Origin of the sequence: Streptomyces sp. NPDC127106, from assembly GCF_042677605.1 — a bacterium.
Lineage (GTDB): Bacteria > Actinomycetota > Actinomycetes > Streptomycetales > Streptomycetaceae > Streptomyces.
Window position 1 is genome coordinate 15,489 of the sequence record NZ_JBHXTC010000037.1, and the last position, 13,963, is coordinate 29,451.

A 13,963-nucleotide genomic window follows, 5' to 3' on the forward strand; every position below is an offset into this window, starting at 1 on the left:
AGGGGTGGCGGGGCTAGCGTGGAGCGACCGCATTTCCTGACGGTCCATCAGATCTTCCAGGCTCGATCCGGCTCGATCCGGCTCGCGGTGAGGGGACACAGTGGAACTGCCTCGGATCATCAGCGTCGACGACCACGTCATCGAACCCGCGCACCTCTTCGAGGTCTGGCTGCCCGCCAAGTACCGCGACCGCGGACCCCGGCCGCTCACCGCCGGCATCGGCGAGCTGGAGTACCGGGGCGGCAAGTACGTGATCTCCATGGACCCCGACGGCCCGCCGACCGACTGGTGGATCTACGAGGACCTGAAGTTCCCGTACAAGCGGAACATCGCCGCCGTCGGCTTCGACCGCGACGACATGACCCTGGAGGGCATCACCCGCGCCGAGATGCGCCGGGGCTGCTGGGACCCCGTGGCCCGGCTCGCCGACATGGACCTCAACCACGTCGAGGCCTCCCTCTGCTTCCCCACCTTCCCCCGCTTCTGCGGGCAGACCTTCGCCGAGGCCCACGACAAGGAGGTCGCCCTCGCCTGCGTGCGCGCGTACAACGACTGGATGGTCGAGGAGTGGTGCGGCGACAGCGGCGGTCGGCTGATCCCGCTGTGCATCATCCCCCTGTGGGACATCGACCTGGCCGTTGCGGAGATCCGCCGCAACGCCGCCCGCGGGGTGCGCGCCGTCACCTTCTCCGAGATCCCCACCTACCTCGGTCTGCCCTCCATCCACTCCGGCTACTGGGACCCCTTCTTCGCCGTCTGCCAGGAGACCGGGACGGTCGTCAACATGCACATCGGGTCCTCCTCCCAGATGCCGGCCGCCTCCCCCGACGCCCCGCCCGCCGTCCAGGCCTCGCTCAGCTTCAACAACGCCATGGCCTCGATGATGGACTTCCTGTTCAGCGGGGTCCTGGTGAAGTTCCCGCAGCTCAAGCTCGCGTACAGCGAGGGCCAGATGGGCTGGATCCCGTACGCCCTGGAACGCGCCGACGACGTCTGGCAGGAGCACCGGGCCTGGGGCGGGGTCCGCGACCTGATCCCGGAGCCGCCGTCCACGTACTACTACCGGCAGATGTTCTGCTGCTTCTTCCGGGACAAGCACGGCATCGCCTCGCTCGACGTCGTCGGACGCGACAACGCCACCTTCGAGACCGACTACCCGCACGTCGACTCGACCTTCCCGCACACCAAGGAGGTCGCCCTCGACCACGTCGAGGACCTCGACGAGGAGACGGTCTACAAGCTGATGCGCGGCAACGCCATCCGCATGCTCGGCCTCGACCTGGACCGCGATCGGGCCGGGACCAGGGCGGCACGGTAGTGGACCTCGCGTACACGCAGGAGGAGCAGGAGTTCCGGGCGCGGCTGCGCGAGTGGCTCGCCAAGGTGCTGCCCGAGCTGCCGCCCCAGCCGTCCCCCGACGACTGGCCGGGTCGCCGCGCCTACGACCTCGGCTGGCAGCGCAGGCTGTACGACGCCGGGTACGCCGGCCTGCACTGGCCCGTCGACGCCGGCGGGCGCGGCGCCAGCCCCACCCAGCACCTGATCTTCCTGGAGGAGACCGAGCGCGCCGGGGCGCCCTACGTCGGCGCCAACTTCGTCGGACTGCTGCACGCCGGTCCGACCATCGCCGCCGAGGGCACCGCCGAGCAGCGGGCCCGCTGGCTGCCGCCCGTGCTGCGCGGCGACGAGGTCTGGTGCCAGGGCTTCAGCGAGCCCGGCGCAGGCTCCGACCTGGCCTCCCTGCGCACGCGCGCGGTACGGGACGGCGATGCGTACGTCGTCACCGGGTCGAAGATCTGGACCTCGCACGCGGAGATCGCCGACTGGTGCGAACTCCTCGTCCGCACCGACCCCGGGGCCCCGCGTCACTGGGGCATCTCCTGGCTCGCCCTGCCGATGGACGCCCCCGGCGTGACGGTCAGACCGCTGCGCACCCTCGCCGGGAGCACCGAGTTCGCCGAGATGTTCCTCGACGAGGTGCGCGTCCCGGTCGCCCACCGGGTCGGGGAGGAGAACGACGGCTGGCGGGTCACCATGGTCACCCTCTCCTTCGAGCGGGGCACGGCCTTCGTCGGCGAGGTGGTGGCCTGCCGGCGCACCCTGGCCGGGCTCGCCCGCACGGCCAGGGCCAACGGCCGGTGGGACGACCCGGTGCTGCGGCGCCGCCTCGGCCGGCTGCACGGGGAGTTCGGCGCGCTGTGGCGGCTCACGCAGTGGAACGTGAGTGCGGCCCAGAGGTCCGGCGGGGTCCCCGGGACGGGTGGATCGGTGTTCAAGCTCGCGTACTCGCACGCGCGGCAGGAGCTGTACGACGCGGCCGCCGAGGTGCTGGGCGCGGGCTCGCTCGCACTGGAGGAGGAGTGGGTGCGCGAGCGGCTGTCCTCCCTGTCGTACACGATCGCGGCGGGCACCTCCCAGATCCAGCGCAACATCGTCGCCGAGCGGATCCTCGGCCTTCCGAAGGGCCGGTGAGGGCATGGACTTCCAGCCGACGCAGGAGCAGCGGGACCTGCGGGCGGGCGTACGGGAGCTGCTGGCGCGGCGGTACGGGCGGGAGGTGCTGCGGGCCGCGGTGGACGGCCCGGTGGGCGGCAGCGGCCCGGCGGGCGGCGCGGCCGGCGGTCCGGCAGGCGGTCCGGCCGGGGCGGTGGTCGACCGGGGGCTGTGGCGGGAGCTCGGCGAGGCCGGTTTCTTCGCGCTGCGGCTGCCGGAGGCGGCCGGCGGGGTCGGGCTCGGGCTCGCGGAGGCCGTGCTCGTCTTCGAGGAGGCCGGGCGGGCGCTGCTGCCGGGGCCGCTGGTGGCGACGCACCTGGCGGCCGGGACGGTCCCGGGCGCGGCGCAGGGTACCGCGGTGGTCACGGCCTTCGACCTGGGCGGGGCGCTGGTGACGCACCTCGGCGAGGCGGACGCGGTGCTCGGGTCGGCGGTGCCCCCGGCGGCACTGCTCCGCACGGGTGAGCCGGTCCGCTCGGCGGATCCCCTGACCCCGCTGCACCGCGTGCCCCCACCCGTGGACGCCGCCGGGGCGGACGCGGAGGGACGGGCGCAGGGACGAGCGGAGGCGCGGGCGGAGGGGCGTACGCAGGGGCGGGCGACTGCGTACGGCGACGAGGGCGCGCTGCTGACGGCCGCCCTCCAGCTCGGCAGTGCCCTGCGCACCCTGGAGCTGGCGGTGCGCCACGCGAAGGAGCGCGAGCAGTTCGGGCAGCCGATCGGGGCGTTCCAGGCGGTCAAACACCTGTGTGCGGGGATGCTGGTACGTGCGGAGGTGGCCCGTACGGCGGTCTACGCGGCGGCGGTGACGGCGGACCCCGGGGAGATCGCGGGGGCGAAGCTGCTCGCGGACGGGGCCGCCGTGAGCAATGCGCGGGACTGCCTCCAGGTCCACGGCGGAATGGGCTTCACCTGGGAGGCCGACGTCCACCTGCACCTGAAGCGGGCCTGGCTGCGGGCCGAGCAGTGGCGGACGGCCGGCGAGGCGGAGGAGGCGCTGGCGGCCGATCTGCTGGCCACCGCGGGGCCCTGACGCGGGACGCATGTCCGATTACGGAGAGTTGATATCGGTTTGTGTCCTTGGTTGGGCCCCATGCGGCCCGGATGCGGGGGACTGCTCCGGTACGCTCCCGGGAATGCGAGCGGTAGCGCGGCGTGAGCGCCGCACAGTATGCACCAGGCCTCGTTCTTCGCGCTGGAATATGCCCGAAGCGCTTGTTGTGGTGACTGTACGTCAACCATGCTGCTCTGCAGAGGGGTCACGTTCGGTGATCCCGTCCTGTCACAAGGCGACGTGTCCGCCGGTTCGGATGGTGTGAGCGGTGCAGGTGCTTCAGGTGCAGCTGGAGGTAGGACCGGACCCCGCCGAGGTCGGCCGGGCCCGCCGGTGGGCGCGTTCCCGGCTGGCGGGGTGCGGGATAAAGGACGACGAGCCGCTCGCCGAGACGCTGATCCTGCTGATCTCCGAGCTGGTCACCAACGCGGTCGTGCACACCGGGTGTCCGGCCGTCCTGCGGATGCTGTTCGGCGGGCCGGGTGTGCGGGTGGAGGTCGCGGACGCCAGTGACCGCGCCCCGGCTCGGCGGCAGGCCTGTGGGGAGGACACCGGCGGGCGCGGGCTGGAGCTGGTCGACGGGCTGGCCGACCGGTGGGGCTGGCAGCGCGAGGGCGCGGGCAAGCGGATCTGGTGCGAGGTCGACCGGGCGGACGGGGCCGGCGGCCGCGCCCCGACCTGCACGGACGGCCCGCGGGAAACTTTCGGGTCGAACCGGGAACCGCGCGTGTACCTCTAACGAGGTGTTGACGGTTCGTCAACTGTTGATCACCCTGGTGTGGAGCGATTCGTCGCGAGGGGACGCCAAGGGCAGGCCTTGACGAGTGCGGGTCGCGGGGGTGGCGGCTGCCGTGCCGCGCTCGGGGCGTGCGCGACTGTACGCCGCCACCCGCTGTACCGCACCCGGGCGTGCCCGGCTCCGCTCCGACGGTTGAGCGGTCGTCACCGTGGCGGGCTGACGAGCCCCATCTCGTAGGCCTTGATCACCAGTTGGACCCGGTCGCGGGCGTCCAGCTTCGTCAGCAGCCGCGCCACATGTGATTTGGCGGTGGCGATGGAGATGAACAGGCTCTCCGCGATCTCGCTGTTCGACAGGCCCCGTCCGACGAGTGTGAGGACCTCCTGCTCCCGCTCCGTGACGACGGGGACCCGCTCCGGGGCGGGCGCCGGGGCCGCGGCGAAGTCCGCTATCAGGCGCCGGGTGACGCCCGGTGCGAGCAGAGAGTCACCGGAGGCGACGACGCGGACGGCCGCCAGGATGTCGTCCAGCGCCATGTCCTTCACTGCGAAGCCGCTCGCGCCGGCGCGCAGCGCCCCGTAGACGTGGTCGTCTTCGTCGAAGGTGGTCAGGATCAGCACGCGGGCCCCAGCCCCGGCCGGGGCTCCGGCCCCCTCCCGGCCCTGACGCCCGCCCGGGCGGGCGGCGGTGATCTGACGCGTGGCCTCGATGCCGTCCATCTCCGGCATCCGGATGTCCATCACCACCACGTCGGGATCGAGCTCGGCGGCGAGCCGGACCGCCTCGGCGCCGTTCGCAGCCTCGCCGACGACTTCCAGGTCCGGGGTGTCGGCCATCAGGACACGCAGCCCCGACCGCACCAGCGGCTGGTCGTCGGCCAGCAGGACGCGGATGCTGCCGCTCATCGCTTCCCCTCCTTCACGTACGCGTGCTCGTGCTCGTGCTTGCGGTGGTCCTCGTCCTCGTCCTCGCCCTCGGTGTCCTGTGGGCCGGCCGGGTCAACGGGCAGGCCGGCCGTGACCCGGAAGCCGCCCCCGGGTATGGGCCCGGCCTCGAACCGGCCGCCGAGCAGAGCGGCACGCTCCCGCATGCCGGTGATCCCGAACCCGCTGCCGGAGTGCTCCACCGTGGCCCCCTGCCCATCGTCGGTGATCTCCAGGGCCAGTTCCCCCTGCCCGTACCCGACGGCCACCCGGCAGGTGCCGGCCCCGGCGTGCCGGACGACGTTGGTCAGGGACTCCTGCACGATCCGGTACGCGGCCAGTTCGATGTCCTGCGGCAGGGGCCGTCGTTCGCCCGACCGGACCACCTCGATCTCGACCCCGGTGTCGCTCGCGGTCGCGGCGGCGAGCTCCTCCAGTCCGTCGAGGCCGGGCGTGGGGGCCAGCGGGGCGGGCCCGCTGCGGCGCAGCGCCACCAGCGTGCGCCGTAGGCTCGCCAGGGTCTCCCGGCTCGTGGCCTCGATGGCTTGCAGGGATTCGCGGGCCTGCGCGGGCTGCTTGTCGATGACGCGGCTGCCGACCCCGGCCTGGATGGCGATGATGCCGATGCTGTGGGCGACCAGGTCGTGCAGCTCGCGGGCGATGCGCAGCCGTTCCTCGGTAAGGGCCTGCTCGGTGGCCCGGGCCTGCTCCTGCGCGGCGGACTCACGGCCGCGCCGCACCGAGTCGCCTATCAGCCAGGCCAGTACGACGATCGGCAGCTGGCTCTGCGCGAGCACGAGCGCGGGTCCGCCGAGGATGGGCCGAGCGAGCTGCCCCAGGAGCACGGCCAGCACCGTGACGGCGACCGCCGTCAGTGCCACCCGCCGGGGCCGGGAGGAGGCGACGCGACCGAGCGCGACAGCGCCGGCCAGCACCGGGACGAACGTCATCTCCGGCGTGTTCGTCACGAATATCAGTGCGCACGCGGTGAGCAGCATCAGCGAAAGGGTGACGAGCGGCGCCCGCCGTACCAGGACCGCGGCGACCGCGAGCCCGATCACGACGAGCAGCGGCCCCGGCCCGAAAACCTGATCGCCGACCCCGAGCGGTACCCGCAGCACTATGTTCGACAGCACGAGCGTGATCAGCCCGGCCCCGACCCAGAGCGCCGCCGTCTGCCACCGGTGTCCGGCCCCTACCTGCCGCGCACCGCCTTCTGCCTTCCCCCGTGAGATTTCCATGCCACGAACTTAACCACCGCCCCGCAGGCGGGACATCGGTCCGTGGGCTGCATCCCGGAGGCGGAGCCGCCGCGCATCCCTGCCCGGGCGGGCTGGGCCCGGGCAGGGACGCGCCGCGCCGTGCCGGCGGGTCGTTCGGCTACATCGGCTGCGGAACCACGACCGCGCACGCGCACTGGCCGGCGCTTCCCGCGCCGCAGGAGCAGGCAGCGGGCTCGGCTGCGTGGCGTTCGGCCTCCGGTGCGGGGCCGCCGCGCTCCCTGCGGGCCGCGTCCGCCTCGTCGCGGACCTTGTCGAGACGCTCCTCGAGGTGGGCGACGCGATCCCGGTAGCGTTCGAGCTCGGCACGCACGAACTCGACGTCGGCGACCCGCTGCGCGGCTTCGTTGCGGATCTTCTCCGTCTCCTCCTCGAACTGCTGCTTGGCCGCGTCCAGCTCGGCGATGGCCATCTCCACGGCCTCCTCCGCCAGCATCGCGCGCTCCTCGGCGGCCAGGGTGCGCTGGGTCGAGGCCTTGACCACCGTCTCGATGCGCGCCTCGGCGGCGGCCGAGTCCGTGATGACGGCCAGTTCTTCGAGGTAGCCGGGCAGCTCCGTGGCCAGTTGGGTCAGGAGCGCCACGAGGTCCTCGCGGCCGCCGGAACCGTCCTGCGGGGCCTGTGCAGCCGCGTCGGCCTGGGGCGCGACGGTCATGCCCGGCACCTGGGCCGTTGCGGCCGCCGCCGTGGCCGCCTTCTTGAGCTCGGCCGCCTGCCGCTTCTCTTCCTTGCGCTGCTGCCTCCTGGCGCGGAAGGCGCGGAACGCCCCCAGCGCGTTGTGGTCCGGGTGAGCGCAGTATCGGGGCGTCGGGGCATCGGGCGTCGGCGCCACGGGAGGGTGGGTGCATTCCGGGTAGGCACAAACCGGAAGGGTCTCAACAGTCATCTTCGCGCCTTTCCGGCGATGTCGGCTTTTCCGAAGTCCAACCGCCGATCGGCACGGCCTGCGCCGGACCGACTCACCAGGGGATGCCGACCACGCTAGATGCCGGCGCGGCCTTGCGGGAGCCGCGCCGGGGCCACGTCATCATTCGGTAAGAGTCTGCTCGTGGGACGCGGTAGCGCGGACGGCAACGGCGGCTGCGCGGCCGCGGCTTCGGCGAGTTCCAGTGGGTGACCGCGTCCGTGTGCGGCCCTCTCCTCACGCGTGGCCGACGGCCAGGGTGAGGTGCCGAACGGGCTGGACGCGCCACTCGGGCCTGCGCCCGTCACGCAGGACGATGCTGAACCCGGCGGGCTCGCCGCGGTGCAGGGCGGCGAGGGCCTGTACGCGCCCGCCGCCGTCGGCCCAGGCGAGGGCACGGTCGACCTCGGCGGGGGACAGGGCGAAGGGGTGTGTGGTCCGGATCTGCATCCGGACCAGCCGGATAGCCCTCTCCGGTGTCTCCAGCACGGTCCGGTACAGCAGTTCGGGACACCGGTCGCCACCGTCCCGGTAGCAGACGGCCTCGAACCAGTACCCGGTGTGGATCCCCACCGTGCAGTCCCGCGGCATTCGGGGAGAGGGTGGGGGCGGGTGGTCATGGCTGGTGCGACACATGCGCGGTACTCCTGCCCGTGCGGCGGGTTGCCCCCTCCTGGCCGATGCGAGCAGCGGGGAGGGGGCAACGATGCGCCCTCCCCAACTGGCGCAGGGCTGAGGAGGGTTGCGCTGCCCAGTCGGCTTCGGGCGGCGCACTGCAGACGCTAACGCTGTCGACAGATCGGTAGCAATGGTTTGACGTCTAACGGGTGAGACTGGCATATGCCGCAGTGATGAGCGGGCACGGCGCGACCCCCTGGCCTGGGTGGGCAGGGGGTCGCGAAGGGCGTCGTGCTGTTCAGGCGAGGTCGTCGAACTCGCCTGCGGCGGCGCCGTCGAGGAACGCCCGGAGCTTCGCCCGGGTGGTTCGGATGATGACGCCGGGGTCATCGCTCTCGCGGATCAGGACCTCGCCGTCCTTCACCGCCACTTCGAGGCAGTTGCCCGTATCTGCCGACTTGGAGGACTTGCGCCAGTTGATTTCCACTTTTCTCACGCCTTCACAGTTGTTGCGCCATCTCGCGGATGAAATCACGAGACCGTTCAGGGTCGTACGCCCGCTTCTCCGTCCGGTCCAGCACCGCCCGGTAGTTGGCAAGGCGCGTTTCGGCATCGAGCAGGACGGACCCTGTCGGAACGTCGGTCTGAACGGTGTCGAGCTGGGGCACCAGCCCGTACGCGTAGAGCGTCGGTCCGCCCGCATTGGGAAAGCCGCCGGCCTCGAAGGGGATCACTCGGACGGTTACGTTGTCCCGTTCGGACTGCTCCAGCAGGTAGGCGAGTTGGTTGACCGTGATTTTCCGGCTGCCAAACCGCATTCGCAGGGCGGCTTCGTGGATCAGGAAGCTACAGCTGAGAGTGTCCTTGCGGTCGAGTACATCGCGGCGCCGCATCCGCAGTGACAGGTAGCGTCGCAGGTCCACGGGCCGCAGGGCCGGAACTGCCTCCTCGAAAACGGCGCGTGCGTACTCCTCGGTCTGGAGTAGCCCGGGAACGTGCATGATCTGCACGCTGCGGAGCGCCGCGGCATGGTGCTCCAGTTCGCACAGGTCGAGCAGGCTCGCTGGAAGGTCGTCGCGGTAGTCGTCCCACCAGCCTCGTCCGCGCTCCTCGGCCATGGCCGCGAGTGCTTCCACGTAGGCCGGGTCGGGGCAGCCGTAGTGCCTCGCCCACGTGCGCACGCGTTCGCTGCTGACGCCGAACCGGCCGCTCTCGACGTTGCTCATGTTGGTTCGGTCGGTGCTGAGTTGGGACGCGGCTTCGGTCATCGAGATGCCGGCTTGTTCCCGGATCTTGCGAAGCTCGCTACCCAGTCGGCGCTGCCGAGCGGTCGGAGCCTTCCTTGGCGGCATCGGTTTCCCCTCTGTCGGCTCTCATCTTGGCGTGCTGCCGGGAGCAGGGTCCACCCGTCGCACCCGTCTTACTGAAAGCGTAGAACCTCCATGACGGACCGGCTACAGTCGGTGCCCGCACCACGCCGCACAGCGACGAGGCCGAAGTGCAGCCGCTGGCGGGGCGCGCCGGCCGCCGCGGCCCCCCCCCCCCGGGGCCCCCCCCGCCCCCCCCCCCGCGAGGCGCCCCACGGGCCGCCGCGGGCGCGCGCCCGGGCGCGCCCTGCCCGGGGCGGCCGGAGCCACGGCACGCAGCGCACGGCGGGGCGCGCGAACCCGTATCGCGTTGGGAGGGGCAGCATGAACACGAGCGTCTTGATCCCCATCGAGCCCGCGGCAGAACAGGGCCTCACCTACCGCATGGTCGCACCGAGCCGACCGGACACACCCCGCATCGCCAGGGACTGGGTGGTGTCGATCCTGCGCGGCGCCGGACACCCGCAGCTCGCGGACCGGGCACGGCTGTGCACCTCGGAGGTGGTGACCAACGCCCACCGGTACACGGACACGCCGGAGATCGCCGTGGAGTTGGTGCTGGTCGGAGGCCGTGTCACGGTCTCCGTGTACGACTCGGCGGTCGAGCGGTGGCCCTCCGGCCGCGGTAAGGGCCTCCCGGGTCCGCTCGATGCGCACGGCCGCGGTCTCGCGCTCGTCGCGGCGTACGCCGACGACTGGGACGTCAGTGCCCGGCCGGACCGCAAGGCGGTGTGGTTCCGGCTGGTGTGAGCTGCGGGGCGCGGCTTCCTCCCCCGTGCGGGGGAGGGAGTCCGTACGGGCGGAGGACGCGGCCCGGCGGCTGCTCGCCGCAGGATGGACCCATGCCCCGATTCCGCACGACGCACAGGATCGCCGCGCTCACCGCCTGCCTCGGTGCCCTCGCCTACACCGTCAGCAAGGTGGACCTGGCGAGGGACGGCGAGCTCGGCATGCCGGGCTTCCCCGCACCGGCCGACGCCTACGGTGCCGTCGCGGACGTCGCGACCGCCCAACTGGCCAACGCGGGCCTGGGCCTGCTCATGGCCGTCGTGGCGCTGCTCCTCCTCCGCCTCCCGCGGACCCGGTTCATCCGCTGGCCGGTGCTCGCCGCCTCCTGGGCGGGCATCGCGATGGTGGGAGCGGGCGTCCTCGGGTTCGGCGCCCGCGCGGCCGGCTTGGCGCCGGGCCTGGGGCCCACCCCTCCCCACCTGCCCACCGCGCTCGCGGCACTGCTCGTCGGCACCGTATGGGCGGCGGCCTGGGCCGTTGCATCGGTCTCCGCGGTCCGCACCGGTCAGAGAACGGCCACCGGGGCGACCGGGGTGCCGACCGCGCCGACGAAGGGTTCCGGCATGGCGGAGAGGAGGAACGCGTAGCGGCCCGTTTCTGCACAGGCTGTGGACAACGCCTCCAGGTTCCAGTTCTGGCCCTGGTGCATGCCCATCTCGACCAGGTGCAGGGCGTGGACGGGCAGCCAGAGGTTCTCGATCTCCGGCGGGAAGACCTCGAAGGTCAGGGTGTCGTTGGCCACGGCTGCCACGTCCCGGGCGTGGAACCACTCCGGGGTGCGGACCGACAGCCCCGGGGAGGGGAAGCCGTAGCCGTGCTTGTCGCCGGCCAGGTAGACCTGGACCTGGCCGGTGCGGACCAGGACGATGTCCCCCGCCCGGACCGTGGTCCCGCCGAACTCCTCCGCCTCCACCAGGTCCTCCGGGGTCACGGCGTGGCCGCCGGGAAGCCGGTCCAGCCCCTTGGCGCGGGCCACGTCGAGCAGGACCCCGCGCGAGACGATCGGCGCGGCCTTGTCGATGCCGCTGAACGCCGCCCGCCCGTGCGCCGTGATGGTGTCGGCGGGGCGACCGTTGTAGATGCGGCCGGAGTGAGAGACGTGGGTGAGGGCGTCCCAGTGGGTGCCCGCCTGGAGTCCCATGGTCACGGCGTCGTCGCTGCACGCCACCGTGCCCGGGCCGAACAGCTCCTGGTTGATCTGCACCATCGTGTGCAGGGGGTTGATCCGCCCCGGGATCAGCCCCGCCTGGACGCCGTCCTCCTCCAGCGGGAGCGCCAGCGGGATCCGGCGCCCGGTGCGCACCTCGGCGGCTGCCGCCCGTACCACCTCGTCGGTGATCAGGTTCAGGGTGCCGGTCTCGTCGTCGGCGCCCCAGCGCCCCCAGTTGTTGACGCGCTTGGAGATCTCGTGGAACTCGGCGGGCAGGGCCACGGTCCATCAACTCCTCGGCCGCGATTGCGGCTGCGGCGGGCTTGTGCGGCGGCGTCCGACTGCCCATAAAATCTAACGGTCCGTCAGAAACCGCGGGAAGGGGTCGGCGTGGGGAACTTCTTGGCAGGCAAGGTCGTGGCGGTCACCGGCGCCGGACGCGGCATCGGCCGCGCCGTCGCCCTCGCCGCCGCAGCCGAGGGCGCCAGGGTCGTCGTCAACGACTACGGCGTCGGCATCGACGGCGGCGCACCGACGAGCGAGATAGCCGAGACGGTCGTGAAGGAGATCCTCGCCGCGGGCGGCGAGGCCGTCGCCGTCGCCGACGACATCTCCACCATGGACGGCGGGCAGCGCGTCGTCGACACCGCACTCACCCGGTACGGCCGCATCGACGGCGTCGTCTGCGTCGCCGGCATCCTGCGCGAACGGATGCTGTTCAACATGTCCGAGGAGGAATGGGACCCGGTCCTCGCCACCCACCTCAAAGGGACCTTCACCGTCTTCCGCGCCGCCTCCGCCGTCATGCGCCGCCAGGGCTCCGGCACCCTCATCGGCTTCACCAGCGGCAACCACCAGGGCTCCGTCGCCCAGGCCAACTACAGCGCCGCCAAGGGCGGCATCATCTCCCTCGTCCGCTCCGCCGCCCTCGGCCTGCACAAGTACGGCGTCACCGCCAACGCCGTCGCCCCGGTCGCCCGCACCCGCATGTCGGCGAACGTCCCCATGGAGCTCAAGGAGATCGGTGAGCCCGAGGACGTCGCCGCCCTCGTCACCTACCTGCTCAGCGACAAGGCCCTCGCCCCCGGCGGCGAACGCATCACCGGGCAGGTGTACACGATCGCCGGCCCGAAGATCGCCGTCTGGGCCCAGCCGCGCGAACTGCGCGCCGGATACGCCGAGGGCCCCTGGACCCCCCAGAAGATCGCCGACTTCCTGCCCGGCACCGTCGGCACCGACCCGATGCCGATGCTCGCGCAGCTGGAGGCCATGGCCAGGGCGGCGGCCGCCAAGGGCCGCCCCAACGCCTAGGAGGGGCGGCACACCGTGGACTTCAGCTTCGGCGCCGAGGACGAGGAGCTGCGCGGCCGTGCCCGGGCCTGGCTCACCGGGCACCTCATGGGCCCGTACGCGCAGGCCGCCGGACTCGGCGGGCCCGGCAGCGAACACGAGGGAGTGGGGCCGCGCCGCGCATGGGAGCGCGAACTGGGCCGCGGCGGCTGGCTCGGCCAGGGCTGGGACCTGCCGCCCGGGGCGTACGGGCAGCAGCGGCTCTCCCTGACCGGGCAGGTGGTGTGGGCCGAGGAGTACGCCGCCGCGCGCGCCCCCGCCCGCGTCGGCCACATCGGCGAGAACCTCCTCGCCCCCACCCTCATCGCGTACGGGAGCCGGGAGCAGCAGGACCGCTTCCTGCCCGGCATCGCCCGCGGCGAGGAACTGTGGTGCCAGGGGTACAGCGAGCCCGGTGCCGGCTCCGACCTCGCGGGCGTACGGACGGCCGCGGTACGGGACGCCGCCGACGGCCGGCTGCGCGTCACCGGCCAGAAGACGTGGACCTCGCTGGCCCGGGACGCCGACTGGTGTTTCGTGCTGGCCCGCACCGAGCCCGGCTCCCGGCGGCACCGGGGGCTGTCGTTCCTCCTCGTGCCGATGGACCAGCCCGGCCGGATCGAGGTGCGGCCCATCCGGCAGATGACGGGGACCTCCGAGTTCAACGAGGTCTTCTTCGACGGGGCGGTCGCGGCCGAGGTCGTCGGCGGGGAGGGCGACGGCTGGACCGTGGCCATGGGCCTGCTCGCGCTCGAACGCGGGGTCTCCACCCTCGTGCAGCAGATCGGCTTCGCGGCGGAGCTGGAGCGCGTCCTGGCCGCGTACGCCGCCACTGCGTACGCCGCCACTGCGCACGGCGCCACCGCGCACGGCGGGCCCGGTGCCGGGCCCGGTGCGGGGGACCCCGTACTCCGCGACCGGCTCGTCCGCCAGTGGGCCGAGCTGCGCACGATGCGCTGGAACGCACTGCGCACGCTCGGCGGTGCCGGCACCGGCGGCGCGTACGGCACCGCCGGTGAGGGCGGTGCGGCCGGTGCGGCCGGTGCTGACGGCGATCCGGGTGCGCCCAGCGTGGCCAAGCTGCTGTGGGGCGGCTGGCACCGGCGGCTCGGTGAGCTGGCGGTTGCGGTCCGGGGCGCGGCGGCCACGGCCGGGCCCGCGGCCTGGGCGCCGGACCTCCCGTACGGCTCCGGACTCGACGAGGACCAGCGCCTGTTCCTGTTCACCCGCGCCGACACGATCTACGGCGGCTCGGACGAGATCCAGCGCGACATCATCGCCGAGCGCGTGCTCGGCCTGCCCAGAGAGGCGCGGTGA

General features: G+C 72.8%; 15 protein-coding genes. 8 read left to right on the top strand and 7 right to left on the bottom strand.

Annotation, left to right across the window (positions count from 1 at the left end; translation table 11 throughout):
- Positions 1-100 precede the first annotated feature (100 nt).
- The 4 genes from ACFVGY_RS26190 (at position 101) to ACFVGY_RS26205 (ending at position 4,286) form a co-directional block, all read left to right on the top strand.
- On the top strand, positions 101-1,318 hold the full coding sequence (locus ACFVGY_RS26190) for an amidohydrolase family protein (protein ID WP_385681340.1): 1,218 nt from the start codon (positions 101-103) through the stop codon (positions 1,316-1,318).
- Positions 1,318-2,472: an acyl-CoA dehydrogenase gene (locus tag ACFVGY_RS26195; RefSeq protein ID WP_385681342.1), complete on the top strand. Its 1,155-nt coding sequence runs from the start codon at positions 1,318-1,320 to the stop codon at positions 2,470-2,472. Before ACFVGY_RS26190 ends, ACFVGY_RS26195 begins: the two co-directional genes overlap by 1 nt.
- 4 nt (positions 2,473-2,476) lie before the next feature.
- Positions 2,477-3,526 carry an acyl-CoA dehydrogenase family protein gene (locus ACFVGY_RS26200; protein ID WP_385681344.1) on the top strand — a complete coding sequence of 350 codons (1,050 nt, stop codon included), beginning with the start codon at positions 2,477-2,479 and terminating at the stop codon, positions 3,524-3,526.
- Between the two features lie 289 nt (positions 3,527-3,815).
- Positions 3,816-4,286: an ATP-binding protein gene (locus ACFVGY_RS26205; RefSeq protein WP_385681346.1), complete on the top strand. Its 471-nt coding sequence runs from the start codon at positions 3,816-3,818 to the stop codon at positions 4,284-4,286.
- A gap of 203 nt (positions 4,287-4,489) precedes the next feature.
- Here the strand turns inward: ACFVGY_RS26205 and ACFVGY_RS26210 are convergent, their stop codons facing one another.
- The 6 genes from ACFVGY_RS26210 to ACFVGY_RS26235 all read right to left on the bottom strand — a co-directional run bounded on the left by ACFVGY_RS26210 (position 4,490) and on the right by ACFVGY_RS26235 (position 9,363).
- Positions 4,490-5,191 carry a response regulator gene (locus ACFVGY_RS26210; protein WP_385681347.1) on the bottom strand — a complete coding sequence of 234 codons (702 nt, stop codon included), beginning with the start codon at positions 5,189-5,191 and terminating at the stop codon, positions 4,490-4,492.
- On the bottom strand, positions 5,188-6,450 hold the full coding sequence (locus ACFVGY_RS26215) for a sensor histidine kinase (protein WP_385681349.1): 1,263 nt from the start codon (positions 6,448-6,450) through the stop codon (positions 5,188-5,190). Before ACFVGY_RS26215 ends, ACFVGY_RS26210 begins: the two co-directional genes overlap by 4 nt.
- Before the next feature lie 139 nt (positions 6,451-6,589).
- The gene (locus ACFVGY_RS26220; RefSeq protein WP_385681351.1) at positions 6,590-7,321 is read right to left on the bottom strand and encodes a hypothetical protein; all 732 of its coding nucleotides are present in this window, start codon (positions 7,319-7,321) and stop codon (positions 6,590-6,592) included.
- A gap of 309 nt (positions 7,322-7,630) precedes the next feature.
- Positions 7,631-7,966, bottom strand: a complete 336-nt coding sequence (locus ACFVGY_RS26225) for a hypothetical protein (RefSeq protein WP_385681353.1) — start codon at positions 7,964-7,966, stop codon at positions 7,631-7,633.
- A 343-nt stretch (positions 7,967-8,309) separates the two neighbouring features.
- Positions 8,310-8,507, bottom strand: a complete 198-nt coding sequence (locus tag ACFVGY_RS26230; RefSeq protein ID WP_385681355.1) for a DUF397 domain-containing protein — start codon at positions 8,505-8,507, stop codon at positions 8,310-8,312.
- Positions 8,508-8,511: 4 nt separating this feature from the next.
- Complete coding sequence (locus ACFVGY_RS26235) at positions 8,512-9,363, bottom strand: Scr1 family TA system antitoxin-like transcriptional regulator (protein WP_385681357.1); 852 nt, start codon at positions 9,361-9,363, stop codon at positions 8,512-8,514.
- A gap of 339 nt (positions 9,364-9,702) precedes the next feature.
- On the opposite strand from ACFVGY_RS26235, the gene ACFVGY_RS26240 reads away from it, so the two are divergent.
- Positions 9,703-10,128, top strand: coding sequence for an ATP-binding protein (locus ACFVGY_RS26240; RefSeq protein ID WP_385681359.1), 426 nt, complete (start codon positions 9,703-9,705; stop codon positions 10,126-10,128).
- Between the two features lie 92 nt (positions 10,129-10,220).
- Entirely contained in the window at positions 10,221-10,754 is a 534-nt protein-coding gene (locus tag ACFVGY_RS26245) for a hypothetical protein (protein WP_385681361.1), read from the top strand.
- Here the strand turns inward: ACFVGY_RS26245 and ACFVGY_RS26250 are convergent.
- Positions 10,673-11,599, bottom strand: coding sequence for a cyclase family protein (locus tag ACFVGY_RS26250; protein WP_385681363.1), 927 nt, complete (start codon positions 11,597-11,599; stop codon positions 10,673-10,675). The genes ACFVGY_RS26245 and ACFVGY_RS26250 overlap by 82 nt on opposite strands.
- A gap of 108 nt (positions 11,600-11,707) precedes the next feature.
- On the opposite strand from ACFVGY_RS26250, the gene ACFVGY_RS26255 reads away from it, so the two are divergent.
- Both ACFVGY_RS26255 and ACFVGY_RS26260 read left to right on the top strand, forming a co-directional pair.
- Positions 11,708-12,628, top strand: coding sequence for an SDR family NAD(P)-dependent oxidoreductase (locus ACFVGY_RS26255; RefSeq protein ID WP_385681365.1), 921 nt, complete (start codon positions 11,708-11,710; stop codon positions 12,626-12,628).
- A gap of 15 nt (positions 12,629-12,643) precedes the next feature.
- A complete protein-coding gene (locus ACFVGY_RS26260; protein WP_385681367.1) occupies positions 12,644-13,963 on the top strand; it encodes an acyl-CoA dehydrogenase family protein in 1,320 nt (439 codons plus the stop codon).

What these genes read in the sequence shown, in the direction of transcription:
- ACFVGY_RS26200 (WP_385681344.1), top strand. Translation starts at nt 2,477, where the DNA reads ATGGACTTCCAGCCGACGCAGGAGCAGCGGGACCTGCGGGCGGGCGTA.
- ACFVGY_RS26240 (WP_385681359.1), top strand. Translation starts at nt 9,703, where the DNA reads ATGAACACGAGCGTCTTGATCCCCATCGAGCCCGCGGCAGAACAGGGC.
- ACFVGY_RS26235 (WP_385681357.1), bottom strand. Translation starts at nt 9,363, where the DNA reads ATGCCGCCAAGGAAGGCTCCGACCGCTCGGCAGCGCCGACTGGGTAGC.
- ACFVGY_RS26245 (WP_385681361.1), top strand. Translation starts at nt 10,221, where the DNA reads ATGCCCCGATTCCGCACGACGCACAGGATCGCCGCGCTCACCGCCTGC.
- ACFVGY_RS26210 (WP_385681347.1), bottom strand. Translation starts at nt 5,191, where the DNA reads ATGAGCGGCAGCATCCGCGTCCTGCTGGCCGACGACCAGCCGCTGGTG.
- ACFVGY_RS26215 (WP_385681349.1), bottom strand. Translation starts at nt 6,450, where the DNA reads ATGGAAATCTCACGGGGGAAGGCAGAAGGCGGTGCGCGGCAGGTAGGG.